This window comes from Kitasatospora sp. NPDC001225 (assembly GCF_053597855.1).
Genome location: NZ_JBSFJC010000039.1, coordinates 1 through 24,681, shown reverse-complemented (window position 1 = coordinate 24,681; position 24,681 = coordinate 1). Strand labels below are relative to the sequence as shown.

General features: G+C 73.5%; 22 protein-coding genes and 2 tRNA genes. 17 read left to right on the top strand and 7 right to left on the bottom strand.

All coding sequences use genetic code 11. The features are described 5' to 3' along the window. The first annotated feature begins 45 nt into the window (after nucleotides 1–45). Both ACWDCZ_RS16165 and ACWDCZ_RS16160 read left to right on the top strand, forming a co-directional pair. Nucleotides 46–1,338 (top strand): S8 family serine peptidase, encoded by a 1,293-nt coding sequence (locus tag ACWDCZ_RS16165; RefSeq protein ID WP_449816201.1) that lies wholly within the window; start codon nucleotides 46–48, stop codon nucleotides 1,336–1,338. Nucleotides 1,339–1,509: 171 nt separating this feature from the next. Next, a complete protein-coding gene (locus ACWDCZ_RS16160; RefSeq protein ID WP_063780210.1) occupies nucleotides 1,510–2,916 on the top strand; it encodes an MFS transporter in 1,407 nt (468 codons plus the stop codon). Between the two features lie 12 nt (nucleotides 2,917–2,928). Here ACWDCZ_RS16160 and ACWDCZ_RS16155 read toward each other — a convergent pair whose 3' ends face one another. Further along, nucleotides 2,929–3,525, bottom strand: a complete 597-nt coding sequence (locus tag ACWDCZ_RS16155) for a flavodoxin family protein (RefSeq protein ID WP_449816200.1) — start codon at nucleotides 3,523–3,525, stop codon at nucleotides 2,929–2,931. Between the two features lie 177 nt (nucleotides 3,526–3,702). Here ACWDCZ_RS16155 and ACWDCZ_RS16150 point away from each other — a divergent pair, with 177 nt between their 5' ends. The 5 genes from ACWDCZ_RS16150 to ACWDCZ_RS16130 all read left to right on the top strand — a co-directional run bounded on the left by ACWDCZ_RS16150 (nucleotide 3,703) and on the right by ACWDCZ_RS16130 (nucleotide 7,654). Further along, nucleotides 3,703–4,209, top strand: coding sequence for a winged helix-turn-helix transcriptional regulator (locus ACWDCZ_RS16150; protein ID WP_449816199.1), 507 nt, complete (start codon nucleotides 3,703–3,705; stop codon nucleotides 4,207–4,209). A gap of 143 nt (nucleotides 4,210–4,352) precedes the next feature. Next, nucleotides 4,353–4,428 (top strand) — tRNA-Thr (locus ACWDCZ_RS16145). A 169-nt stretch (nucleotides 4,429–4,597) separates the two neighbouring features. Then, the gene (locus ACWDCZ_RS16140; RefSeq protein ID WP_049653699.1) at nucleotides 4,598–5,266 is read left to right on the top strand and encodes a response regulator transcription factor; all 669 of its coding nucleotides are present in this window, start codon (nucleotides 4,598–4,600) and stop codon (nucleotides 5,264–5,266) included. Nucleotides 5,267–5,407: 141 nt separating this feature from the next. After that, a complete protein-coding gene (gene galE, locus ACWDCZ_RS16135; protein ID WP_449816198.1) occupies nucleotides 5,408–6,370 on the top strand; it encodes a UDP-glucose 4-epimerase GalE in 963 nt (320 codons plus the stop codon). 282 nt (nucleotides 6,371–6,652) lie between these two features. Beyond that, nucleotides 6,653–7,654, top strand: a complete 1,002-nt coding sequence (locus ACWDCZ_RS16130; protein WP_449816197.1) for a LuxR C-terminal-related transcriptional regulator — start codon at nucleotides 6,653–6,655, stop codon at nucleotides 7,652–7,654. A gap of 38 nt (nucleotides 7,655–7,692) precedes the next feature. Here ACWDCZ_RS16130 and ACWDCZ_RS16125 read toward each other — a convergent pair whose 3' ends face one another. After that, nucleotides 7,693–8,190, bottom strand: coding sequence for a MarR family winged helix-turn-helix transcriptional regulator (locus tag ACWDCZ_RS16125; protein WP_049660288.1), 498 nt, complete (start codon nucleotides 8,188–8,190; stop codon nucleotides 7,693–7,695). A gap of 111 nt (nucleotides 8,191–8,301) precedes the next feature. Between ACWDCZ_RS16125 and ACWDCZ_RS16120 the strand changes: the two genes are divergently transcribed. Beyond that, nucleotides 8,302–9,102 (top strand): methyltransferase domain-containing protein, encoded by an 801-nt coding sequence (locus ACWDCZ_RS16120; protein WP_449816196.1) that lies wholly within the window; start codon nucleotides 8,302–8,304, stop codon nucleotides 9,100–9,102. A gap of 74 nt (nucleotides 9,103–9,176) precedes the next feature. On the opposite strand, the gene ACWDCZ_RS16115 is transcribed toward ACWDCZ_RS16120, so the two are convergent. Both ACWDCZ_RS16115 and ACWDCZ_RS16110 read right to left on the bottom strand, forming a co-directional pair. Beyond that, nucleotides 9,177–9,779: a TetR/AcrR family transcriptional regulator gene (locus ACWDCZ_RS16115; RefSeq protein ID WP_063780418.1), complete on the bottom strand. Its 603-nt coding sequence runs from the start codon at nucleotides 9,777–9,779 to the stop codon at nucleotides 9,177–9,179. A 212-nt stretch (nucleotides 9,780–9,991) separates the two neighbouring features. Then, nucleotides 9,992–11,071: a fatty acid desaturase gene (locus ACWDCZ_RS16110; protein ID WP_079271852.1), complete on the bottom strand. Its 1,080-nt coding sequence runs from the start codon at nucleotides 11,069–11,071 to the stop codon at nucleotides 9,992–9,994. A gap of 248 nt (nucleotides 11,072–11,319) precedes the next feature. Here ACWDCZ_RS16110 and ACWDCZ_RS16105 point away from each other — a divergent pair. The 6 genes from ACWDCZ_RS16105 (at nucleotide 11,320) to ACWDCZ_RS16080 (ending at nucleotide 16,189) form a co-directional block, all read left to right on the top strand. Then, nucleotides 11,320–11,390 (top strand) — tRNA-Gln (locus ACWDCZ_RS16105). A gap of 143 nt (nucleotides 11,391–11,533) precedes the next feature. Further along, nucleotides 11,534–12,988: a bifunctional UDP-N-acetylglucosamine diphosphorylase/glucosamine-1-phosphate N-acetyltransferase GlmU gene (glmU, locus tag ACWDCZ_RS16100; protein WP_375876031.1), complete on the top strand. Its 1,455-nt coding sequence runs from the start codon at nucleotides 11,534–11,536 to the stop codon at nucleotides 12,986–12,988. Nucleotides 12,989–13,189: 201 nt separating this feature from the next. Continuing rightward, entirely contained in the window at nucleotides 13,190–14,167 is a 978-nt protein-coding gene (locus tag ACWDCZ_RS16095) for a ribose-phosphate diphosphokinase (RefSeq protein WP_049653615.1), read from the top strand. A 278-nt stretch (nucleotides 14,168–14,445) separates the two neighbouring features. Further along, a complete protein-coding gene (locus ACWDCZ_RS16090; protein ID WP_049653621.1) occupies nucleotides 14,446–15,033 on the top strand; it encodes a 50S ribosomal protein L25/general stress protein Ctc in 588 nt (195 codons plus the stop codon). Between the two features lie 108 nt (nucleotides 15,034–15,141). Beyond that, the gene (gene pth / locus ACWDCZ_RS16085) at nucleotides 15,142–15,720 is read left to right on the top strand and encodes an aminoacyl-tRNA hydrolase (protein ID WP_074001289.1); all 579 of its coding nucleotides are present in this window, start codon (nucleotides 15,142–15,144) and stop codon (nucleotides 15,718–15,720) included. A 145-nt stretch (nucleotides 15,721–15,865) separates the two neighbouring features. Continuing rightward, on the top strand, nucleotides 15,866–16,189 hold the full coding sequence (locus tag ACWDCZ_RS16080; RefSeq protein WP_143204483.1) for a hypothetical protein: 324 nt from the start codon (nucleotides 15,866–15,868) through the stop codon (nucleotides 16,187–16,189). A gap of 67 nt (nucleotides 16,190–16,256) precedes the next feature. On the opposite strand, the gene ppc is transcribed toward ACWDCZ_RS16080, so the two are convergent. Beyond that, nucleotides 16,257–19,061 carry a phosphoenolpyruvate carboxylase gene (gene ppc, locus ACWDCZ_RS16075; RefSeq protein WP_049653627.1) on the bottom strand — a complete coding sequence of 935 codons (2,805 nt, stop codon included), beginning with the start codon at nucleotides 19,059–19,061 and terminating at the stop codon, nucleotides 16,257–16,259. A 259-nt stretch (nucleotides 19,062–19,320) separates the two neighbouring features. Between ppc and ACWDCZ_RS16070 the strand changes: the two genes are divergently transcribed. Further along, nucleotides 19,321–20,589 (top strand): sensor histidine kinase, encoded by a 1,269-nt coding sequence (locus tag ACWDCZ_RS16070; RefSeq protein WP_049653628.1) that lies wholly within the window; start codon nucleotides 19,321–19,323, stop codon nucleotides 20,587–20,589. Between the two features lie 67 nt (nucleotides 20,590–20,656). On the opposite strand, the gene ACWDCZ_RS16065 is transcribed toward ACWDCZ_RS16070, so the two are convergent. Beyond that, on the bottom strand, nucleotides 20,657–21,184 hold the full coding sequence (locus ACWDCZ_RS16065) for an SUKH-3 domain-containing protein (protein WP_049653631.1): 528 nt from the start codon (nucleotides 21,182–21,184) through the stop codon (nucleotides 20,657–20,659). A gap of 76 nt (nucleotides 21,185–21,260) precedes the next feature. After that, complete coding sequence (locus tag ACWDCZ_RS16060) at nucleotides 21,261–21,722, bottom strand: YwqJ-related putative deaminase (RefSeq protein ID WP_049653632.1); 462 nt, start codon at nucleotides 21,720–21,722, stop codon at nucleotides 21,261–21,263. Nucleotides 21,723–22,110: 388 nt separating this feature from the next. Between ACWDCZ_RS16060 and ACWDCZ_RS16055 the strand changes: the two genes are divergently transcribed. Continuing rightward, a complete protein-coding gene (locus ACWDCZ_RS16055; protein ID WP_449816195.1) occupies nucleotides 22,111–23,271 on the top strand; it encodes a Gfo/Idh/MocA family protein in 1,161 nt (386 codons plus the stop codon). Continuing rightward, nucleotides 23,268–24,458, top strand: a complete 1,191-nt coding sequence (locus tag ACWDCZ_RS16050; RefSeq protein ID WP_449816194.1) for a DegT/DnrJ/EryC1/StrS family aminotransferase — start codon at nucleotides 23,268–23,270, stop codon at nucleotides 24,456–24,458. Before ACWDCZ_RS16055 ends, ACWDCZ_RS16050 begins: the two co-directional genes overlap by 4 nt. The last annotated feature ends 223 nt before the right edge of the window (nucleotides 24,459–24,681 follow it).

The window sequence follows — 24,681 nt, the reverse complement described above, 5'->3', positions numbered from 1 at the left end:
GGGGAGTACGGGATGTGGGGTCGTCGGCTTGTGGCTCTGGGGGTTGTGAGCCTGGGCGTGGTGGGGACCGCGGTGACGCCGGCTGTCGCCGATGGCTCGATTCGGCAGCAGCAGTGGCACCTGGATGCGATGCATGCCCTTGAGATGTGGAAGGTCTCCACGGGGCAGGGGGTCACTGTTGCGGTGATCGACGGAGGATTTAGGCTGGACCACCCTGACCTTGTGGGGCAGTTCCTGCAAGGAAAGGACTTCAGCGGCATTCCCGGCGGGGTGGGATCGTTCAAGAACGGCCACGGCACAGAGATGTCCAGTTTGATCGCGGGCACCGGAAAGGGCGTGGGGGGAACCGGTGCCTACGGTTTGGCGCCGGGCGTCAAGATTCTGCCACTCAAGATCAACAATGGGACGGCCGGGTCCGTTGTGTCGGCCGATTTCCTGGATCAGATCGGGCAAGCCGTCACCTATGCGGTTGACCACGGGGCAAAGGTCGTCAACATCTCGCAGGGGATTCCGGCAGTGACAGCCTCGCCGGATGATGTGGCCAGGCTGAACAGGGTTCTGGTCACTGCGCGATCCAAGGGTGTTCTTGTGGTGTCCAGTGTCGGGAATGAGGCGAAAACCGGAAATCTGGTGTCATACCCGGGCGGGTTGCCCAACGTCGTCGGTGTGGGGGCCATCGACCGCCAAGGGACCGTTACGGACGAGTCGGAAACCGGTTCTCATGTCGCGCTGGTCGCGCCGGGTGCGGAAATCCTCGCGGCTTGCACCTCGGAGACGGAGTACTGCAAGAGCCACGGGACGTCGGACGCGGCAGCTCTGGTTTCCGCCTCGGCGGCACTGGTTTGGGCGGCCCACAAGGACTGGTCTCCCAACCAGGTCCTGCGGGTCCTCATCAATTCGGCGAGCAGGCCGAACGGGGGGACGGTTCGTACGGACGATGCCGGCTGGGGTGCGGTGCGGCCGCGTATCGCGTTGACGGATCCTGGGGATCCCGGTCCCGCCGACGTGTCGCCGCTTCCGGCTGATGCGGTTCCGCTGCCGTCGGCGAGTGGGTCTGCTGCCGCCTCGGCGGTACCGGTTCCCGTTGAGAGCCCGGCTGGTGTGCCGTCGGCGCCGCCGAAGGCTGAGGTGGCGTCGGGTTCGGGCAGTGGTGCGGTGCCGGTCGTCGCGGGGGTGGTGGCCGGGTTGGTGTTGGTGGCGGGGGTGGTGTTCGCGGTGGTGTGGCGGCGGAAGTCGGCTGTGCGGCCTCGGGTGGCTCAGGTGTCGCTGGTGCCGCCGCCGGACCTGCCGTCGTACCGGCCGCAGGTGCCGCCGGAGGACAACCCGTACGCGAGGTAGCCGGGTTGCCGCGTTGCGGGGCAGCCGCGCAGGCGGGTCGGCTGAGGCGAGAGGGCGTCAGGTGCATCCTGGCGCCCTCGCGCGTGTCGGGGGCGTGGGGCGGTGGGTGTGCGCCGGGGTCACTCGGGTGGAGGCTGGTGGGGGCGGGGTGGGGGTGGCGAGGGTGGTGGTATGGATGCGGAGGGTGCTTGGCGGGTCGGGCAGGTGCGGCGGGCGGCGGCTGCGGCGCTGATCGGGACGGCGATCGAGTTCTACGACTTCTTCATTTACGGGACGGCGGCCGCGTTGGTGTTCGGGCCGGTGTTCTTTCCCGGGTTGGGCACGGTGGGGGCGCTGTTGGCGGCGTTCTCGGTGTACGCGGTGGCGTTCCTGGCCCGGCCGGTGGGGGCGGTGGTGTTCGGGCACTTCGGGGACCGGGTGGGGCGGAAGGCGACGCTGGTGGTGTCGCTGCTGCTGATGGGGTTGGCGACGGCGGCGGTGGGGCTGTTGCCGGGGTTCGGGGCGTGGGGGTGGTGGGCGCCGGCGGTGCTGGTGGTGCTGCGGGTGTGCCAGGGCGTCGGGTTGGGCGGGGAGTGGGGCGGGGCGGCGCTGCTGATCGCGGAGAACGCGCCGGCCGGGCGGCGGGGGCGGTACGGGGGGTTCCTGCAGCTGGGGCCGACGATCGGGTTCGTGCTGGCGAACGGGGTGTTCCTGGCGCTGCAACTCGGCCTGGACGAGGGGGCGTTCCGCGCGTGGGGTTGGCGGGTGCCGTTCCTGGCCTCGTTCGTCCTGGTCGCGGTGGGGCTGTTCGTGCGGCTGCGGGTCGAGGAGTCGCCGCTGTTCCGGACGGAGGGGCGCCGGGAGCGGCTGCCGGTGCTGGAGGTGCTGCGCGGGCACTGGCGTCCGGTGCTGGCGGGCGGCGGGGCGATCACGGTGGGGTACGCGCTGTTCTACCTGACCACGACGTACGCGCTGGCGTACGCGACGACCGGGCTCGGGGTGGCGAGCACGGTGGTGCTGTCGATGCTGCTGGTCGGGGCGGTGGGCATGGCCGCGACGGTGTGGTTGAGCGCCTCGCGCAGTGACCGTTGGGGGCGGCGGCGGACCTTGAGGTGGGCGACGGCTCTGGCCGCGGTCTGGTCGCCGGTGCTGTTCCCGCTGTTGGAGACGGTGAGCCGGCCGCTGATGTTCGTCGGGCTGGCGGGGGCGATGGTGGTGCTGGGCTGCATGTTCGGGCCGTTGGCGGCGTTCCTGCCGGAGCTGTTCCCGACCCGGGTGCGCTACACGGGCGCGGCGCTGACGTACAACCTGGGCGGTGTGGTCGGCGGTGCGACGACGCCGCTGGTGGCCACCCGGCTGACCGGGGCGTACGGGACGGCGCAGCCGGTGGGCTGGTACCTGGCGGTGCTGGGTGTACTGGCCCTGGGGTGCCTGCGGATGCTGCCGGAGAACACCGGCGCGGAGCTCGGTTCGCTGGACGGTGTGGCGGGCGGGGTGACGGGCGGTGCGGCGGACGGTGCCGAACTCGGTGCGGCGGACGGCCCGGTGGACGGCGGAGGCCGCCGGGCGCCCCGGTTGGGGACGGATCCGGCGGCCTGACGAGGGGTGGGCTCAGCCGACCAGGGCGGCGCGGCCGGCCAGCACGACGGCGGTGTGCCGGGCGACGCGGTCGCCGAGGTGCTCGGCGGTGGCGATGTCGGACTTGTGGACGGCCTCCGGGCCGGCGTCGGCCGGGGAGGACGCGGCGGCGCCGTTGGAGAAGCCGAGCCGGTTGAGGTCGTCCTCGGAGGCGGTGGTGGCGTTCCAGCCGGGCTTGAGGCCGAGGTTGACCCAGCTCATGCCGTGCTGGGCGGCGAGGGTCTGGAAGAAGAAGAGGGTGCCGGCCTTGTCGCCGCTCTTGGAGGCGGAGTTGGTGAAGCCGGCCGCGACCTTGTCCTTCCAGGAGTCGGAGAACCAGCGCTTGCTGGTGGCCTCGGCGAAGACGTGGAAGGCGCCGGAGGCGGTGCCCATGTAGGTGGGGGAGCCGAAGACGATCGCGTCGGCGGCGTCCAGCTGGGCCCACTGCTCCTCGGTGATGGTGTCGACGGCGATCGTGACGACCTCGGCACCCGCGGCGGCGGCGCCACGGGCGACGGCCTCGGCGATCACGGCGGTGTGGCCGTAGCCGGAGTGGTAGGCGAGGGCGACGGTCGGACGGACGGCGGTCATGCGGCGCTCCAGGGGACGGGTGCGGGCCGGCGCGGTGGCCGGCGGGCAGGCGTGGGGACGGGACGGGGCGGGCGCACCGCGGTGGCGGCGGGCCCCGGCTCCGTTGGTCTCCAATATAGACCAGGTCTCCATTGGTTACCAAGAGTGGATTGGAGACCGCGGGGCTACCCTGGACGCATGACGACGGAGCAAGCGGCCCGGACCCGGACCGGACAACCCGCGGAGCAGGACGCGAAGGACGTGCGGACCGCGCAGGAAGCACGGGACGCGAAGGAAGCGCGGGACGCACGGGGGGAGCCGGGCGGACCGGGCGAGCCGGAGTACGACGTGTTCGCCCAGCTCTGTCCCAGTCGCGCGGTCTTCGCCGAGCTGGCCGACAAGTGGTCGATGCTGATCCTGATGAGCCTCCTCGGCTGCGGGCCGCAGCGCTTCTCCGAACTCCAGCGCGGGGTCGGCGGGGTCAGCCGCAAGATGCTCACCCAGTCGCTGCGCAACCTGGAGCGCAGCGGGCTGGTGCTCCGTACGGTCTTCCCGGAGACGCCGCCGCGGGTGGTCTACGACCTGCTGCCGCTCGGTCGCGAACTGGCCGAGCTGCTCGCGCCGGTCGGCCGGTGGACGGAGCACCGCGCCAGGCGGATGGTGGCGGCCCGCGAGGAGTTCGACGCGGTGCACGGCGAGGACTGAGCCGGCGCGTGGCGACGGCCGGGAGGGCCGGTGCGGCGAGGTCCGGGCCGGCCGGCGGCGGAGGCCGGAGGCCGATTTCCCTTCCGGGCCCGGAGCCGTGTAATGTCTTCCTTGTTCGACCGGCCCGGTGAAAAGCCCGGCAAGCCCCTATAGCTCAGTCGGTAGAGCGTCTCCATGGTAAGGAGAAGGTCTGCGGTTCGATTCCGCATGGGGGCTCCACTGAAAGACCCTCGCCTCACGGCGGGGGTCTTTCGCGTTTCCCGACCGGTTCCGCGGCCCGACACGCCACGGCCTAGCGGGTCGGGTACGGAATGCGCTGTGATGGTGCGTCATCGGCCGCCCGCCCGAGGGGTGCGGGCGCGAGCCGAACCCCGACCGGGAGGGTGTCATGGGTGTTCGACTCGTCGTGGTGGACGACCACCGGCTGCTGGCCGAAGCGCTGGCCACCGCACTTCAGCTGCGCGGCCACCGGGTGCTGGCGGTCGGCTCCCCGGCCGGTGTCGCCGCCGATCTGGTGGTCGGGCGGCGGCCCGAGGTGTGTCTGCTGGGGGTGGCCGCGCCGGGGGAGTCGGGTGCCTTCGACGGGCTGCGCCGGATCCGTCGGGAGCGCCCTGAGGTGGCCGTGATCGTGCTCGGTCCGGTGGGCGAACTGCGCGGAGTGGCAGGGGCGTTCGCGGCCGGCGCGGCCGGGTACGTGCCCAGCGACGAGCGGATCGAGGTGGTCGAGCGGGCCATCGGGCGGGCGCGCGCGGGCGAGGCCGCGGTCGCGGTGGACATCCTGCGCGGCGCCTTCGACCAACTGCTGCGCCCGGCGGCCGAACCGGACGACGAGGCCGTCCGGCTGCTGCGGCTGCTGACCCGCCGTGAGGTGCAGGTGCTGGCCCGGATCGCGGACGGCGAGGACACCGCGGCGATCGCCGCCGGGATGCGGATCGCCGCCAGCACCGCCCGGACGCACGTCCAGCGGGTGCTGATGAAGCTCGGCGCACGGACCCGGCTGGAGGCGGCCGCGGTGGCGGCGCGCACCGGTCTGCTGGAGCGGATGGCCGGCGGCTGAGGAGTTGGTGAGAAGGCTGGAAGCAGTCGTCCGGGTGGCGCGGAGCACCCCGGTGGGATTGGGAGAATGACCCCAGTCGTACGGATTCCGTCGACGGCTTCCGCCCGACCGGGCGGACCGTCGTTCGCTGGAGGTCGCAACATGAGTAAGTACCTGGTCACGGGTGGCGCCGGCTACGTCGGCAGTGTGGTCGCCGCCCACCTGCTGGAGGCGGGGCACCGGGTGACCGTCCTGGACGACCTCTCCACCGGTTTCCGCGAGGGCGTCCCGGCCGGTGCCGAGTTCGTCGAGGGCCGGATCCAGGAGGCCGACAAGGTGCTGGACGGTTCCTTCGACGGCGTGCTGCACTTCGCCGCCTCCTCGCAGGTGGGCGAGTCGGTCGCGGACCCGGAGAAGTACTGGCGCAACAACGTGGCCGGCTCGCTGGAGCTGATCAGCGCGATGCGCGCGGCGGGCGTGCGCAAGCTGGTGTTCTCCTCCACCGCCGCGACCTACGGCGAGCCGGAGGCCGTGCCGATCGCCGAGACCGCCCGCACCGCGCCGACCAACACCTACGGCGCCACCAAGCTCGCGGTGGACCACCTGATCACCAGTGAGGCCGTCGCGCACGGCCTGGCCGCCGTCTCGCTGCGCTACTTCAACGTGGCCGGTGCGTACGGGTCCTACGGTGAGCGGCACGACCCCGAGTCGCACCTGATCCCGCTGGTCTTCCAGGCCGCGCTGGGGCAGCGTCCGCACATCGCGGTGTACGGCGACGACTACCCGACCCCGGACGGCACCTGCGTCCGCGACTACATCCACGTCGCGGACCTGGCCGAGGCGCACCTGCTGGCGCTGGACGCGGCGAAGCCGGGCGAGCACCTGATCTGCAACCTGGGCAACGGCAGCGGCTTCTCGGTGCGCGAGGTGATCGAGTCGGTCAAGCGCGTCATCGGCCGGGAGATCCCGGTGCAGGTCGCGGGCCGCCGGGCCGGCGACCCGGCGGTGCTGGTGGCCTCGGCCGCCCGCGCCCACGAGACGCTGGGCTGGACCCCGCGCCGCCCGAACCTGGACGAGATCGTCGCCGACGCCTGGACGTTCACCCTGGCGAAGAACGGACGGTGAGAAAGGCCGGTGAGCAACGGCCGGTGAGCAGTGGCCGGTGAGCAGTGGTGGAGTGGGGGTCGGACGGTCCAAGTCCGGCCACTCACGCACCTTCTGACGAAACTTCACCGAATCGCCACGAGCGCGTATCCCGCCCCGTACGCTGAGTGCGGTACCGGTGGGGGCCGGCGCCCATTCGGCCTCACCGGCCACCGGTGGGCGGGCGGAACGGCGGGTCCGGAACGCGGATGCCGGGCCGGTCCCCGCCCCCGGGCTCGGGCGGTGCGAGCAGGGGGAGGGACGATGGGGCGGATTCGCGTCCTGGTGGTCGACGACCACCGGATCTTCGCCGAGGCACTGGCCGCGGCGCTGGCCGCCGAGCCGGACGTGGAGGTGGGGGCGGCCGGCAGTGCCGCCGCCGCCGAGCGGGCCTTGGAGCGGGCGGCCGGCGAGGGCCGGTCCTACGACGTGGCGTTGATCGACGCCGACCTGGGCGTCGAGCCGGTCGGGACGGTCGGTGCGGCCGGGACGATCGGGGCTGGCGGCCAGGCGGGCGTGCCGGGAGCGCAGGCGGGCGGCGGAGTGCCGGCCCGCCGTCGGCCCGGCGCGGAGTACGGCGACGAGGCCCGGCGCGGCCGCGGTGCCCCGCCCGTGCCGCAGCCGCGCCGGCCGGCCGTACCGGTGGGGGTGCCGGTTCCGCTGTCGGGCGGGCTGCCGACCGGGGTGCGGGCCGCGGTGGACCCGCTGCGGGGCGATCAGTTCAGACCCGCCGCCCCGCCACCGGACGGCATCACCCTGCTCGCCCGGCTCCGCCGCGCCCACCCCGGGCTGCGCGCCGTCGTCCTGGCCACCGCCGACGACCCGCACCGCGCCGCCCGCGCCCTGCACGCGGGCGCCACCGGCTGGGTGGCCAAGGAGAGTTCACTGGCCCGGCTGCTGGCGGTGGTCCGGGGGGTGCTGCGGGACGAGACGCACCTGCCGCCCGCGCTGCTCACCGGGGTGATCCGCGAGCTCACCACCGCCCGGCGGGACCGCACCGAGAGCGAGCGGCTGGTGGACACCCTGACGCCGCGGGAGAAGCAGATCCTGCGCTGTATGGTCGCGGGCCTCGGCCGGCAGGCCGTCGCGGAGCGGCTCTACCTGTCGCCGCACACCGTCCGGACGCACATGCAGAACGTGCTGGGAAAGCTCGGGGTGCACTCCACGCTGGCGGCCGTCGCGGTCGCCCGCCGGGCCGGGGTCAGCCCGGCCGAGCCGGCCGCGCCCCCGCCGTCCCCGGTGGTCGGCACCGTCGAACGGCCCTGACCCGCAAGCCCGGGCCCGGAGCCGTCAGCCCGGAGCCGTCAGCCCGGGATGTTGTCGAACGGGGCGACCAGTACGCGCAGCAGCGCGGCGAGTTCGGTCTGCTGGCCGGAGGTGAGCTGGGCGAGCAGTTCGCGTTCGTGCGCGAGCAGTCCGGCGAGCGCCTGGTCGGCGCGGTCGCGGCCGTCGTCGGTGAGCCTGACCAGCACGCCGCGACGGTCGTCCGGGTCGGGCAGGCGCTTGACCAGGCCCTTGCCGGTGAGGCGGTCGATCCGGTTGGTCATGGTGCCGGAGGTGACCAGGGTCTGGGTGAGCAGCTGGCCGGGGGAGAGCTGGTACGGGGAGCCGGCCCGCCGCAGGGCGGTCAGGACGTCGAACTCCCAGGGCTCCAGCCCGTGCTCGGCGAAGGCGGTGCGGCGGGCGCGGTCCAGGTGCCGGGCGAGCCGGCTGACCCGGCTGAGCACCTCCAGCGGCTCCACGTCGAGGTCGGGGCGCTCCCGGCGCCACGCTGCGACCAGCCTGTCGACCTCGTCCTCCATGACGATCAGTGTATCGGTGGATGTGTCGATGTGAAGTCTCTTGACATCGAGAAATGTGCCAGCAAGGCTAACGCTGGATATCTTGATATCGAGATACCTGCGAGGTGAACCATGACCACCCCCGTCTGGGACCCGGAGCAGTACCTGCGCTTCGCCGACGAACGCAACCGTCCGCTGCGCGAACTGCTCGCCCGCGTCCCCGCCCTCCCGCACCCCGGTGCCGAGGTGATCCTGGACATCGGCTGCGGCCCCGGCAACTCCACCGCCGCGCTGCGCGAGCGCTGGCCGACCGCCCGCCTCACCGGCGTCGACAACTCCGCCCCGATGCTGGCCACCGCCCGTACCGAGGGCGAGCCCACGGCCGAGTACCTGCTCGCCGACGCCCGCGAGTACGACCCGGCCCCGGCCGGGCCCGACCTGATCGTCTCCAACGCCACCCTCCAGTGGGTGGACGGGCACCTGGCGCTGCTGCCGCGCTGGGCGGCGGCCCTCGAACCTGGTGGGGTGCTCGCCTTCCAGGTGCCCGGCAACTTCGACGCCCCCAGCCACACCCTGCTCGCCGACCTGCGCCGCAGCGCCCGCTGGCGGGGCCTGCTCGGCGAGGAGGCCGTCCGGGCCGGCGCCCACCCGCCCGAGCGCTACCTCGACGCCCTGGTCGCCGCCGACTGCCTGCCGGACGTCTGGGAGACCACCTACCGCACCCTGCTGCCGGGGCCGGACCCGGTGCTGGAGTGGGTCAAGGGCACCGCGCTGCGCCCGGTCCTCACCCGGCTCACCGACCCGGCCGACCGGGCCGCCTTCCTGGCCGAGTACGGGCGGCTGCTGCGCGAGGCCTACCCGGCCGGGCCGCGCGGGACGGTCTTCCCGTTCCGGCGGATCTTCGCCGTGGGAACCAGGCGGCCGCGGGGGTGAGACGGCCGCGGGGGTGAGACGGCCGTACGGGTGAGGCGGCCGCGGGGCCGGGTCGGCCCGGGCGGCCCGGCCGGTCAGCCCTTGCGCTCGCCGACCAGCCGCGGGTGCCGCTCCAGGCCCTCCAGCCCGTGCCAGGCGAGGTTCACCAGGTGCGCCGCCACCGTCGCCTTGTCCGGCTTGCGGACCTCCAGCCACCACTGCCCGGTCAGCGCGACCATCCCGACCAGCATCTGCGAGTACATCGGGGCCAGCCGGGCGTCGAAGCCGCGGGACTTGAACTCCAGGCCCAGGATGTCCTCGACCTGCGTGGCGATGTCGCTGATCAGCGAGGCGAAGGTGCCGGTCGACTGGGCCACCGGGGAGTCCCGGACCAGGATCCGGAAGCCGTCCGTCGAGGTGTCGATGTAGTCCATCAGCGCGAAGGCGGCCTGCTCCAGCAGCTCGCGCGAGTGCCCGCCGGTCAGCGCCCCGGTGACCATGTCCAGCAGCAGCTGCATCTCGCGGTCGACGACCACCGCGTACAGCCCCTCCTTGCCGCCGAAGTGCTCGTACACCACGGGCTTCGACACCCCGGCGCGCTCGGCGATCTCCTCCACCGAGGTGCCGTCGTAGCCGCGCTCGGCGAAGACCGTCCGGCCGATCTCCAGCAGCTGTTCGCGCCGCTGCTTGCCGGTCATCCGGACCCGGCCGCCCCGGCGGCGGGCCGTCGGGGCCGGGCCGCCGCCGGCGCCCCGGTCCGGACCTCCGTCGTCGGTGCCGGCCGCCGGTGCGGCGGCCCGCGGACGGGCCTGCGCCGTGGCGGGCGCCGCGTCCGTCCGCGTGCCGTGGTGACCGCCCCTGCTGTCTGCGCTGCTCCCGTTCACCCCTACATCATGCTGGAAGCGCCGCCTCATGCGGCGCGGCGGGCGGCGATCCGCTGCGCGTCCGGCCAGCGGACGTCCCGGACCCAGCCGGCCAGCTCGAACCAGCGGATCAGCCGGGCCGAGGAGTCGATCTGCCCGCGGAGCACCCCGTGCCGGGCCGAGGTCGGGTCGGCGTGGTGCAGGTTGTGCCAGGACTCCCCGCAGGAGAGCACGGCCAGCCACCAGACGTTGCCGGAGCGGTCCCGGGAGCGGAACGGGCGCCGGCCGACGGCGTGGCAGATCGAGTTGATCGACCAGGTGACGTGGTGCAGCAGCGCCACCCGGACCAGCGAACCCCAGAAGAAGGCGGAGAGCGCGCCCTCCCAGGACAGGCTCACCAGGCCGCCGATCAGCGCGGGCAGCAGCAGCGAGATAGTGGTCCAGAGCCAGAACAGCCGGGAGATCCGCCGCAGGGCCGGGTCGCGCACCAGGTCCGGGGCGTACGTGAGCTGCGGGGTCTGCTCCTCGTCGAACATCCAGCCCATGTGGGCCCACCAGAGGCCCTTCATCAGCGCCGGGACGCTCTCCCCGTAGCGCCACGGCGAGTGCGGGTCGCCGTCCTTGTCGCTGAACCGGTGGTGCTTGCGGTGGTCGGCCACCCAGCGCACCAGCGGGCCCTCGACGGCGAGGCTCCCGGCGATCGCCAGCGCCAGGCGCATCGGGCGGCCGGCCTTGAAGGCGCCGTGGGTGAAGTAGCGGTGGTAGCCGATGGTGATGCCGTGGCAGGTGAGGTAGTACATCCCGACGGTGATCGCGAGGTCCGTCCAGCCCAGCCCCCGGCCCCAGGCCACCGGGACGGCGGCGACCAGGGCGGCGAACGGCACGAGGATGAACAGGGAGAGCGCGATCCGCTCGGCCGGGCCCTGCTTCTCGCCGCCGCGGGTGGCGGAGAGCCGGGTGGCGGCGGTGTCGGAGTCGCCGGTCCCGGCGGTCTGGTCGGCGGTCTCCACGGCGTCGTCGGTCTCCACGGGTGCGGCGGGGTCGGTGGGTTCGGCGGGTTCGGGGTCGGGAGACGGAGTGCGGGACGCGGCGTTCCCCGCGCGCGCCTCGCCTGCCTGGATGGTCATGGGCGTCCCTTGTGCGGCGTCCCGGAACGGGAGCGAAGCGGAGCTACGTTGGCGTAACCTACGGCATCGTAGGTTGCGCTCCGTGTCCAGGGGAACACACCGCCGCGCGGCGCTTGAGTGAATTCACCCGACTGGATGGATGAACCGGGGGGCCGACGGGTTCGGCCGCCGGGGCTGGAATCCGGGCCGTGGATCGGTCAAGTCGATACCCACGGCAGGGCCCTCTCGGGTAGGGTCTGACACGACTGTCCGCCGTGGTGTAATGGCAGCACAGGGCCCTTTGGAGGCCTTTGTCTGGGTTCGAATCCTAGCGGCGGAGCCTCTGCACGCCTCGGGTTCGGGCGTTATCCGTAGCGCCGGTATTGTCGGTGCTGCTCGGCGGACTGTGCGAATGGCGACCGGCCTGGGTCCGGGCCGGGCCTGCTCTGCCCTCTCTGTGAACCTACCGAGGAGCCTCCCCGCATGGGTGCCAATTCGCTTGCCGCCGTTGTCGTGCTCGCCGCCGGTGGCGGGACCCGGATGAAGTCGAACAAGCTGCCCAAGGTGCTGCACGAGGTGTGCGGCCGCTCGTTGGTGGGTCACGCGGTCTCGGCGGCCCGGGAACTGACGCCCGGCCAGCTGGTCGTCGTGGTCGGCCACCAGCGCGAGCTGGTCGTGGCGCACCTGACGGAGCACTACCCGGCCACCCGCACCGCGGTGCAGGCGGAGCAGAACGGCACCGGGCACGCGGTGCGCACCGCGCTGGAGTCGCTGGCCGCCGACGGCGCCGTGCTGGACGGCACCGTGATCGTCACCGCCGGCGACTCGCCGCTGCTGACCGGGGAGACCCTGCGCCGGCTGGCCGACGCGCACACCGCCCAGCAGAACGGCGTCACCGTGCTGACCGCCGTCGTCCCGGAGCCCTTCGGCTACGGCCGCATCCTGCGGGACGAGGACGGCACCGTCGCCGCGATCGTCGAGGAGCGGGACGCCAGCGCCACCCAGCGCGCGATCACCGAGATCAACTCCGGCGTCTTCGCCTTCGACGCCAAGCTGCTCACCGCGGCGCTGGGCGAGCTCACCACGGACAACTCGCAGGGCGAGGAGTACCTGACCGACACCCTGGAGATCCTGCGCACGGCGGGCCACCGGGTCGGCGCCGTGGTGGCCGAGGACCACCGGGACATCCTGGGCATCAACGACCGGGTCCAGCTGGCGCAGGCCCGCCGGCTGCTGAACGACCGCCTGCTGGAGCGGGCGATGCGCGAGGGCGTCACCGTGGTGGACCCGGCGACCACCTGGTTCGACGTGCAGGTCACGTACGAGCCGGACGCCGTGGTGCTGCCGAACACCCAGCTCCAGGGCGCCACGCACCTGGGCGAGGGCTGCGAGGTCGGCCCGAACTCGACCCTCAAGGACACCCTGGTCGGTGTCGGCGCCCGGGTGAGCAACACCACGGCCGACCGCGCCGAGATCGGCGAGCTGGCCACCGCCGGCCCGTACGCCTACCTGCGGCCGGGCGCCCGGCTGGGCCGCAAGGCGAAGGTCGGCACCTATGTCGAGGTGAAGAACTCCGAGCTGGGCGAGGGCGCCAAGGTGCCGCACCTGTCCTACATCGGCGACGCCACGATCGGCGAGGGCACCAACATCGGCGCGGCCTCCGTCACCGTGAACTACGACGGCGTGAACAAGCACCGCACGGTCATCGGCGCGCACTGCCGCACCGGCTCGGACAACATGTTCATCGCCCCGGTCACCGTCGGTGACGGCGCCTACACCGGCGCCGGCTCGGTGATCACCAACGACGTCCCGGCCGGGGCGCTCGGTGTGAACCGGGCCACGCAGCGCAACATCGAGGGCTGGGTCGAGCGCAAGCGCCCCGGGACGGTGTCCGCGCAGGCCGCGAAGGCGGCGGCGGACGGGGCCGAGCAGGCCTGAGCGGGCGGGCCGGGGCCGGGGGACGGTCCCGAGGCGGACGGTTTCTGCGCGGGCGCGTAACCTTGGGGACATACGTGCGCCACAGGGCTTACCGCCCGTGTCCAGGCGTACCGACAATTCCCCAACCCGTACCGCGAGCGGGCCCTGCCTGCCCGCCACCGGGTCGAGGGTTCAGCGTTCGCAACGCGAGGAGACGGTGCAGTGAGCGGGATCACGACGTCGGGTGAGAAGAAGCTGAAGCTCTTCTCCGGCCGTGCCCACCCGGAGCTGGCGAAGGAGGTGGCCGAGGCGCTCGGGACCGAGCTGGTCCCCACCAAGGCCCTGGACTTCGCCAACGGCGAGATCTACGTCCGCTTCCTGGACTCCGCGCGCGGCGCGGACTGCTTCGTGATGCAGAGCCACACGGCTCCCATCAACCAGTGGATCATGGAACAGCTGATCATGATCGATGCTCTGAAGCGGGCCTCCGCCAAGAGCATCACCGCGATCCTGCCGTTCTACGGGTACGCCCGCCAGGACAAGAAGCACCTCGGCCGCGAGCCCATCTCGGCGCGCCTGGTCGCCGACCTGCTGCGCCAGGCCGGCGCCGACCGCCTGATGGCCGTGGACCTGCACACCGCGCAGATCCAGGGCTTCTTCGACGGCCCGGTGGACCACCTGTTCGCGCTGCCGCTGCTGGCCGACTACATCGGCGGGAAGGTCGACCGCGACAAGCTGACGGTCGTCTCCCCGGACGCCGGCCGCGTGAAGGTCGCCGACCAGTGGTGCGACCGGCTGGACGCCCCGCTGGCGATCATCCACAAGCGCCGCGACATCACCCAGGCCAACACCATCCTGTCGGCCGACGTCGTCGGTGACGTCAAGGGCCGGGTCTGCGTGCTGGTCGACGACATGATCGACACCGCCGGCACCATCTGCGCCGCGGCCGACGCGCTGTTCGACAACGGCGCCGCGGACGTCGTGGTGGCCGCCACCCACGGTGTGCTCTCCGGCCCGGCCGCGGACCGGCTGAAGAACTCGCGGGTGAGCGAGTTCGTGTTCACCAACACGCTGCCCACCCCGGCCTCGATCCAGCTGGACAAGATCACCACGCTGTCCATCGCCCCGTCGATCGCCGCCGCGATCCGCGAGGTCTTCGAGGAGGGCTCCGTGACCAGCCTCTTCGAGGGCGTGCACTGACGAAGGCCCGTGCAGGCGGCCCCGGTCCGGTCGGACCGGGGCCGCCGCCGATTTCGCGGGAGGCCGCTCGTGCGGTTAGACTCGTGAAACTGCTCGGCGAGGGATGCCGTGCGCCTGCTTGCCGGGTGCCCGCTCCGTGATCGACGCGCTGCCGGTGCCGGACTCCCGTCCACCGGCAGGCCGTTGCCGCCGAGTGACCCCCGAACGTACTGAGGGTGTGGTCCCGGCGGTTTTCGCATTGCCTGCACCCCCGCGCCATTTCCACGAGGAGTGCAGTCGTGTCCGAGATCCGTATTGCCGCTGAGACCCGTTCCGAGTTCGGCAAGGGTGCCGCCCGTCGCGCCCGCCGCGCCGGCTTCGTCCCCGGTGTCGTCTACGGCCACGGCCACGCCCCGGTTCACCTGAACCTGCCCGGCCACGACCTGATGATGGCCCTGAAGACCCCGAACGCCCTGCTGGTCGTCCCGATCGAGGGCAAGGACGAGTACGTCCTGCCGAAGGCCGTCCAGCGCGAGGCCATCAAGCGCACCATCGAGCACGTCGACCTGCTGCTGGTCAAGCGCGGCGAGAAGGTCACCGTCGAGATCCCGGTCCACACCGAGGGCGAGCTGGCCGCCGGCGGCAACCTGCTGGAGCACGTCCTGAACGCGCTCCCGATCGAGGCCGAGGCCACCCACCTGCCCGAGTCGGTCACCGTCTCGGTCGAGGGCCTGGAGGCCGGCGCGGCCATCCACGCCAAGGACATCGTCCTGCCGGCCGGCGTCACCCTGGCCGTCGACGCCGACGCCGTCGTGCTGCAGGTCATCGGCGCCCAGGCCGCCCCGGCCGAGGACGAGGCCGCCGAGGCCGAGGGCACCGAGGCCTGAGCCTCGCCCCGTTAGTCGGACCGCTGCCCCGGTCGCTCCCGTCGGAGCGCCCGGGGCAGCGGCGTGTCCGGGATGATGACGACGAGCGCGAAGGAGAGGAAGGACGGCATGGCGGACGAGTACGAGGGCCCGTGGCTGGTGGTCGGGCTGGGCAACCCCGGGGAGCAGTACGCCCGGAACCGGCACAACATCGGCTTCATGGTGGTGGACCTGCTGGCGCAGCGGATGGGTGCCAGGTTCAAGGCGCACAAGAGCCGGGCGCAGGTGGCCGAGGGACGGCTGGCGGGCAGGCGGGTGGTGCTGGCCAAGCCGATGTCCTTCATGAACCTCTCCGGCGGGCCGGTGACGGCGCTGCGCGACTTCTACAAGGCGCCGGCCTCGGCGCTGGTCGCGGTCCACGACGAGCTGGACATCGACTACGCGACGCTGCGGCTGAAGCTGGGCGGCGGGGACAACGGCCACAACGGGCTGAAGTCGATCACCAAGTCGCTGGGCCCGGACTACCACCGGGTGCGCTGCGGGATCGGCCGTCCGCCGGGCCGGATGGAGGTCGCGGACTTCGTGCTGAAGGACTTCTCCGCGACCGAGCGCAAGGAGCTGGAGTGGTTCGTGGACCGCTCGGCGGACGCGGTGGAGGCGCTGCTGTCCGAGGGGCTGGAGCGGGCCCAGGGGACGTACAACTCCTGAGCCTCCTGACCGTCCGTCAGGACCCTGTGCGGGGTACGCAACGGTCGTACAACGCTTGGCCCGTCAAACCTGAATCGGTGTGAGAAACCTGTGCGGGATCGGATAGCGTCGGCCTGGTACGCGAACGAGTCCTGGGGAGTTCTCGATGCGGGAATTGCGTCCGGACCGCCGAGTGCGGTGGAGCCGGGGGGTCGAGCTGAGGCGGCTCGGCCGGCGGGTCGGTACGGCCGGTGCACTGGGGGTGGCCGGCGTCCTGCTGTCGGGCGGTGCGGTGGCGCACGCGGAGCCGGTCGCCGAGTCGGACCCGGCGGTCTCCCCGGAGCCGGCGGCGGCGCAGTTCGGCCCGGTGCTCGGTGACTCGATGGGCCCCGACGCGGGGCTGCTGGCGGTCGGCGGCGGCCTGGTGGTGGCGGCCGGCGGCGCGGCGCTGTGGCTGAAGCGCAAGCGCGCGGGCGAGACCGCGGAGTAGGAACCTCACGGCCGAGGGCCGGTGTCCCCGACGGGACACCGGCCCTCGGCCGTTCTCGAGTCGGCCGTCAGCCGGTGTTGCGCAGGCCGGCGGCGATGCCGTTGACGGTCAGCAGCAGCGCGCGGGCGCGCAGCGGGTCGTCCTGGCGCCCGGCCGAGAGCTCCTCGCGCTGGCGGCGCAGCAGCGCGACCTGGAGGTAGGAGATCGGGTCGAGGTAGGCGTCGCGGACGGCGAAGGTCTGCTTCAACACCGGGTTGTGCTCCAGCAGTTCGCTCTCGCCGGTGAGCCGGAGCACCTCGCGCAGGGTGAGCGCGTGCTCGGCCTTGATCTCGTCGAAGACGTGGTGCAGCTCGCCGGGCACCAGCTGCTCGACGTAGTGGCGGGCGATCCGCAGGTCGGTCTTGGCCAGCGTCATGGCGACGTTGGACAGGAAGTTGCGGAAGAAGTGCCACTCGCCGTACATCTCGTCCAGCACGTCGCCGAGGCCGGCCGCGCGGGCGGCGGCGAGGCCGGATCCGACGCCGTACCAGCCGGGGACGATCTGCCGGGACTGGGTCCAGCCGAACACCCACGGGATGGCCCGCAGGCCGTCCAGGCCGGCGCCGGAGTCGGGGCGGCGGGACGGGCGGGAGCCCAGGTGCAGCGAGGCGAGCTGGTCGACCGGGGTGGAGGCGAAGAAGTACTTCGGCAGGTCCTCCTGCTCGACCAGGCCGCGGTAGGCGGTGTGGGCGGCCTCGGAGACCTGGTCCATCGCGGCGTCCCAGCGGGCCAGCGACTCGGGGGCCTGGCGCGGGGCGGTGTGCAGCGCGGAGGCGGAGAGCGTGGCGGAGAGGGTCAGCTCCAGGTTCTCCCGGGCCAGCGAGGGGAGCAGGTACTTGTCGGAGATGACCTCGCCCTGCTCGGTGACCTTGATCTCGCCCTCCAGGGTGCCCCAGGGCTGGGCCAGGATGGCCTCGTGCGAGGGGCCGCCGCCGCGGCCGACGGTGCCGCCGCGGCCGTGGAACAGGCGCAGCCGGATGCCGTAGCGGTGGGCGACGTCGCGCAGCCGGCGCTGGGCGCGGTGGATCTCCCACTGGGAGGTGGTGATGCCGCCGAACTTGGAGGAGTCGGAGTAGCCGAGCATGACCTCCTGGACGTCGCCGCGCAGCGAGACGAGCAGGCGGTAGGACGGGTCGGAGAGCATCTCGTCGAGGATGCGGTCGGCCTGCTGGAGCTCGTCGGTGGTCTCCAGCAGCGGCACGATGCCGATCTTGGCGATGCCGGCGTGCAGGTCGATCAGGCCGGCCTCGCGGGCCAGCACGGTGGCGGCGAAGACGTCGTCGGCGCCCTGGCACATCGAGATGATGTAGCTCTCGACGATCTCGTCGCCGAAGCGCTCGAAGCCCTGGCGGACGGTGTTGAAGACGCCGAGGGTCTTGGTGCCGGCCTCGTCCAGCGGGGCCGGGGTGGGGGCGAGCGGGCGGCGCGAGCGGAGCTCCTTGGCGAGCAGCTTCTGCCGGTACTCGCGGGGCATGTCGGCGTAGCGCCAGGCCTCCTCGCCGAGCCGGTCGAAGAGCTGGCCGAGGGCGTGGTGGTGGGCCTCGGCGTGCTCGCGCACGTCCATGGTGGCGAGCTGGAGGCCGAAGGCCTCGACGGTGCGGATGGCGCGGGCGAGGCGGCCGTCGGCGATGAGCTCGCCGCGGTGGGAGCGCAGCGAGTCCTGGATCAGCCGCAGGTCGGCGATCAGCTCGCGGGTGCCGAGGTAGTCGCGGCCCTCGACGTGCGGGGTGCCGCCGGCCAGCCGCTCGCGGGTGTTCTCCAGCTTGAGCCGGATGCAGGTGGCCTTGAGGCGGTAGGGCTCCTCGGCGTTCATCCGCTTGTAGCGCGGGCTGAGTTCGGGGAGCAGGTGCAGGTCGGTGTTGAGCGAGGCGAGCAGCTCGACCGAGGCGCCGGCCAGCCGCTCGGAGGTGGAGAGGGTGTTGCGCAGGTCGTCGATCGCGGCGAGCGCGTCCTTGATGCCGTACTCGTGCTGGAGGTTGAGGACGTCCCAGGTGACCTGCGGGGTGACGTTGGGGTTGCCGTCGCGGTCGCCGCCGATCCAGGTGCCGAAGGTGAGCGGGCGCACGCCGTCGGGCAGGCTCAGGCCGACCCGGGCGAGCTCCTCGTGCAGCTCCTCCAGGACCTCGGGGACGGCCTCGCGGTAGAGCTCGTCCAGGTAGTAGACGGCGTTGCGGGCCTCGTCGGTGGGCTCGGGGCGGGCGATGCGCAGCTCGTCGGTCTGCCAGAGCAGGTCGATGACCTCGGCCAGGCGGCGGTCGGCGGAGCGCTTGGCGCTGCTGGTGCGGGCCTGGTCGGCGGCGGCCAGGCCGGAGGTGACCTCGTCGCGGTGGATGCGGTCGAGGAGTTCGCCGATCCGGCGCAGCTTGTTGAGGACGCTGCGGCGGGCGGCCTCGGTGGGGTGCGCGGTGAAGACCGGGCGCACGGCGAGGTGGGCCAGGGTGTCCTGGAGGTGCTTGGCGTCGGCCTCGGCGAGCAGGTCGGCGGTCTGCGCGAGCAGCGAGCCCTCGCGGGCGCGGCGGGTGGCGAACTCGCGGCCGCGGTGCACCTGCTCGGTGACGTTGGCGAGGTGGAAGTAGGTGGAGAACGCCCGGACCAGCTTCGCGGCGGTGTCCAGGTCGATGTCGGAGAGGAGTTCGGCGGTGGCCTCGCCGTCGGTGCGGCTCAGCAGGCGGACCTGTTCGACCAGGCCCAGCAGCTGGGGGCCCTCCTGGCGGACCAGCGTCTCGCCGAGCAGGTCGCCGAGGCGGCGGATGTCCGCACGCAGGGCGGCGTTGTCGGGATCGGCGACGACGGGCGTGGGGCTGTCCGCCGGGGTGGGGACCGGAGCGGTCACGGCTGTCTCCCTGTGGTGGTGGGGTTCGGCAACGGCTCATCGTCACAGGTCCACACGCGTGTGGCGGGTGTGACGCGTGCGGACCGCGCTGTCCGACGCGACCAGCATAGGTGTCGGGGAGGGTGCTGTCCGCGACGTGGCCGGATGGCGGACAGGGCTGCCGAAAACCACCTGTGGTCTGGACCACTTGACGGCCTAGGGGGGTGTACGGGGAGATCCCGGTGGGGAGGGGAGGGGGTTGCCGCTTACGCTGTGGGGCATGAGCAACTCGCCTGGGGAGCGCGTGCCGGTCCGGTCGTTCTTGTGGTGGAAGCGGCCGCGCAGCGCTTTCCTGGACATCGGGCTGGCGTTGCTCGCCGCCGTCGAGTGCGCGGCCAGCACGATCGCCTTCCTCTCCGCCCGGATCCACGTCAGCACCGCGGGAGCGGTCGGGATAGCCGTGCTCGGCACGCTGGCCGGCGGCTCCCTGGTGGTGCGCCGGCGCTGGCCGGCCGTCCCGGTGCTGGTGACGCTGCTGGTGATGCCCGGGATGCTGGGCGTGGTGCTGCTGGTGGTGGCGCTGTACACGCTGGCGTCGACCTGGGAGTGGCCCTCGCGGCGCCGCCGGGTGGTCGCGCTGTCCGCGCTGGCCTTCGCCGAGGCGGCCGCCGTGATGGCGGTGTCGCTGATGACGCCCGGGGACGGGCCGGTGGACCCGCCGCCGCTGTGGGGTCAGATCCTGCTGTCGCTGCTGGTGGCGGTCGGGCTGACGGTCGCCCCGGTGCTGACCGGACTGTACGTCGGCGCGCGGCGGCGGCTGATCGAGTCGCTCAAGGACCGTGCGCACGGCCTGGAGACCGAACTGGACCTGCTGGCCGAGCAGGCGCAGGAGCGCGCCCGCCGGGCCCGGCTGGAGGAGCGCACCCGGATCGCCCGGGAGATGCACGACGTGGTGGCGCACCGGGTGTCGCTGATGGTGGTGCACGCCGGGGCGCTGGAGCGGATCGTCGGCAAGGACCCGGAGAAGGCGGCGCAGAGCGCCAAGCTGATGGGCGAGGTCGGCCGGCAGGCGCTGAACGAACTGCGCGAGATCCTCGGGGTGCTGCGGATGGACGACGAGCGGCAGCCGGAGCCGGACTCGCTGGCCGGGCTGCCGCGGCTGGTGGACCAGTCCCGGGTGGCCGGGATGGCGGTGACCCTGACGGTCAGCGGCAGCCGGCAGGAGTTCACCGGCGAGGCCGAGCAGACCGCCTACCGGGTCGTCCAGGAGGGCCTGACCAACGCGCACAAGCACGCGGGCGGCGCCCAGGTGTCCGTCCTGCTCTCGTACGCGCCGAACGGGGTGCGGGTGGCCGTGGTGAACGCCTGCCCGGGCGGGGAGCGGGGCGCGGCGAAGCTGCCCAGCGGGGGCAACGGGCTGGTCGGGATGCGGGAACGGGTGATCGCGCTGGGCGGCACCTTCTCCTCCGGGCCGGAGGCGGACGGCGGGTTCCGGATCGAGGCGGTGCTGCCGTCCCGGCTGGCGGTGCGGGCCGAGCGGCTGCGCTGAGCCGGGCCCGGCACTCCGGCGCTCCCGGTGCTCCTCCTCCGTACGCCTCGGTGCCCGTCAGTACTCGTCAGTACTCGTCCGGGGTCCGCAGCCGCTCCGGGGCCGTGCCCAGGACCAGGGCGGAGACCGCCTGGTCGATGCCGTGCCCGAGGAACCACTCGCCGGTGTGGTCCAGGCTGTAGACCCGGCCCTCCTCGTCGACGGCCAGCAGCGCCTGCCCGTACGCCTCCTCGCCGAGCGGGGCCAGCCGGGTGCCCAGCGCCCGGCCGAGGTCGAGCAGGGTGCGCGGCTGGTGCAGGCCGCACAGCGGGTCGATCAGGAACGGGGTGCGGGCCAGCTGGCGGCCCGGGCCGGACAGGTCGAAGGCGAGGCCGCCGAACTCGGCCCAGGCCTCCACCGCCGCCGGGAACACCGCGTGCGTCACGCCGGTGGGCGCGCCGTACCCGACCAGGGCGTCGGCCCACTCCTCGGCCTGCCGGATCTGCCAGCGGCCGGGGTGCCAGCCGGCCGCCTTGAGCTCGGCGGCGACGTCGGCGGGGAAGCGCGGGCGGGTCCGGGCGCCGGCGGGGGAGAGGGTGGCCGGCGCGGGCGGGATGGGCGGGTTCAGGGCGGGCTCCAGGGCTGGGGGACGGGGGACGTGCCGACGGCTCGGCCGGCCGGTGCGCGGGCGGTCAGTGCGCGGGCGGCCCGACGGCGACGCTGCGTACGGTGAAGTGCTCCAGCATCGGAGCGCAGGAGCGGCAGGGCGGGGCGTGGCTGCCGTGCGCCGGATCCCCCTCCTCGCGGATGCGGACGGTCGTCATCCGGGAGCCCTTGAGCGCCTTGCGGGCCTCGTGCAGCGTCATCGGCTTGCGGGCGGCGCGCTTGGAGCGCCGGCCGTCGACGGCGGCCAGGTGCTGGGAGAGCAGGACGGCCTCCGGGCAGCGGCCGGTGAACCGCTCGCGGGCCTCCGTCGGCAGGGCGTCCAGGAAATCGGCGACCAGGTGGTGCAGCACCGGGCGGCGCGGGTCCTTGTCGCCCGCCAGGGTGTGCACCTCGCCGCCCTTGAGCGACAGCGCGGCGGCGACGGCGGGCAGCAGGCTGTCGCGGTGGTGGCGCAGCACGGGCGGGCCCGCCGGCTCACCGGTGGTCATCCGTCGTCCTCCTCCTGGTAACCCGGTGTCGGCCGGAGTGACCGGGCCCGTCCGGGGCAAGCCTGTTCAGGGGCAAGCCTGTCAAACGGCACTGACAACCGCGCAACCGGGGTGCGGCGGCGGCCGGTGGCGCCACGGACCGGCCCGGCGGTCACCCGATGCTGGCCGAACGCGCACGCGTCCGTCACGACTTGTCCGCCGATTTACCGAAACGGCCCCGGAGGCCGGTACGCGGCCGGTACCGTTCCGGCAGCGAGCCGAAGGGGGGACGCGGCCGACCGCGCGGAGCAACCGCCGGGCGGGCCCGACTCCCGTGCCCGCGCCGGACGTTGAGGCCACCGGGGAGGGCCTGCCGCCCACCCCGGCGCTGAGCGAAGGGGCCCGTGCGATGACGTCGGAACCGCAGGACGACCACTGGCAGGCCGCCAACCAGGCACCCGGCGGCCACGTACCCTCACCGGACGAGCCGCCCCGGCCGGTGCCCGAGCGCCCCGTCGGGCTGGCCGTGGTCGGGGCCGGCTACTGGGGCCCGAAGCTGGTCCGCAACGCGCAGCAGACCCGGGCGCTGCGGCTGCACTGGCTGTGCGACCTGGACGAGGCCAAGGCCCGCGCGGTGCTGGGGGAGTACAGCACCGTCGGGGCGACCGCCAGCTACCGGCGGGTGCTGGCGGACGAACGGGTCGGCGCGGTCGCGGTGGCCACACCGGCGGGCGCCCACTACGCGCTGGTGCGGGCGGCGCTGGAGGCCGGCAAGCACGTCCTGGTGGAGAAGCCGATCACCACCTCCGCCGCCGAGGCCGAGGAACTGGTCGACCTGGCCGAGCGGCGCGGGCTGGTGCTGATGTGCGACCACACCTTCTGCTACACCCCCGCGGTGCGGCGGATCCGGGAGCTGGTGCACGGCGGGGAGATCGGGGACGTCCAGTTCTTCGACTCGGTGCGGATCAACCTCGGCCTGGTGCAGCCGGACGTCGACGTGCTGTGGGACCTCGCCCCGCACGACCTGTCGATCCTGGACTTCGTGCTGCCGCCCGGGGTCGAACCGGTCGGGGTGTCCGCCCAGGGCGCCGACCCGATCGGGGCCGGCCGCGCCTGCGTCGCGTACCTGACGGTCCGGCTCAGCAACGGCGCGCTCGCGCACTGCCACGTCAACTGGCTCTCCCCGACCAAGGTCCGCACCACCCTGATCGGCGGCTCGCGGCGCACCCTGGTCTGGGACGACCTCAACCCGCAGGCCCGGCTGGCGGTGCACGACCGGGGCGTCGACCTCACCCCGCCCGACCAGCTCACCGACGAGATCCGGCACCGGGCGCTGATCTCCTACCGGGTCGGCGAGATGGTCGCGCCGGCACTGGTCGAGCAGGAGGCGCTGCGCAACGTGATGGCCGAGTTCGCCGCCGCCATCACCGAGGGCCGGGCCCCGCTCACCGACGGCCGGGCCGGGGTGCGGGTGCTGCAGCTGCTGGAGGCGGCCTCGCTCAGCCTCGAACTCGGCGGGGTCACCGTGCCGGTGGGCGCGGCGGTCCGGGCCGGGGCGGAGGCGCGGTGAGCGGGGTGGTGCACGGTTCGGGGAGCGGCGCTGCGGGGGCGGGGGTGGGCGTTCCGGCCCAGGGCGGCGGTGCGACGGGGGAGGGCGTTCCGCTGGTCGATCTGGCGGCGGCGCACGCCGAGGTGGCGCAGGAGGTGCGGGCCGGCTTCGACCGGGTGCTCGTCTCCGGAGCCTTCGTCAAGGGCCCCGAAGTGGCCGCCTTCGAGCGGGAGTACGCGGCCTTCGTCGGCGTCCGGCACTGCGTGGGCGCCGCCAACGGCACCGACGCGCTCGAACTGGCCCTGCGCGCCCTGGACCTGCCGCCCGGCGGCGGGGTGGTGCTGCCCGCCAACACCTTCGTCGCCACCGCCGAGGCGGTGCTGCGGGCCGGGCTGCGCCCGGTGCTCGTCGACGCCGACCCGGAGTACCTGCTGATGGACCCGGAGCGGGCCGCCGCCGCGCTGCCCGGCGCGGTCGCGCTGCTGCCCGTCCACCTCTTCGGCCAACTCGCCCCGATGGGCCCGCTGCTGGCGGCGGCCGACGGCCGTCCGGTGGTGGAGGACGCGGCGCAGTCCCAGGGCGCCCGGCAGCACGGGCGCACCTGGTACGGGCGGATCGCGGCCACCAGCTTCTACCCGGGCAAGAACCTCGGCGCCTACGGCGACGCCGGGGCGGTGCTCACCGACGACGACGCCCTGGCCGACGCCGTCCGGCTGACCGGCGACCACGGCGCCCGCGACCGGTACCGGCACGAACGGTTCGGCTGCAACTCCCGGCTGGACGCGCTGCAGGCCGTCGTGCTGCGGGCCAAACTGCGCCGGCTGCCCGCCTGGAACGCCGCCCGCCGGACCGCTGCCGCCCGCTACGACGCGCTGCTGGGCGGGCTGGACGGACTCGCCCTGCCCCGTACCGCGCCCGGCAACGAGCACGTCCGGCACCTGTACCCGGTGCGGATCGGCCCCGGCCGGGACCGCGACGCGGTGCTGGCCGCGCTGCACGCCGCCGGGATCGGCGCCGGGGTGCACTACCCGGTGCCGGTCCACCTGCAACCCGCGTTCCGTCACCTCGGCCACCGCGAGGGAACGTTCCCGGTCGCCGAGCGGGCCGCCCGCGAACTGCTCAGCCTGCCGCTGCACCCGCACCTCACCGAGGCCCGGCAGCTGCGGGTGGCCGAGGCGCTGGCGCGGGCGCTGGGCGGGCGGCTGTGACGGCGGGGGCACTGCCCGCGCTCCGGGCTCTCCGGGGCAGGGGCCCGTCGTCCGCCTGGCTGACCGGGGGTTGAGGGCAGGCCACAGGGCCTGCCTTCGAACTCGCGTCTGCGGGGCGGCGTTGGGGCACGCACCTCGCCGCGTTGTCGTCGGTCGCCAATGGCCCCCAGCCTTCGGCCGGGAGGTGCCCCCACCGCAGTGGCTCCCTCCTCCGCCTTGCGAT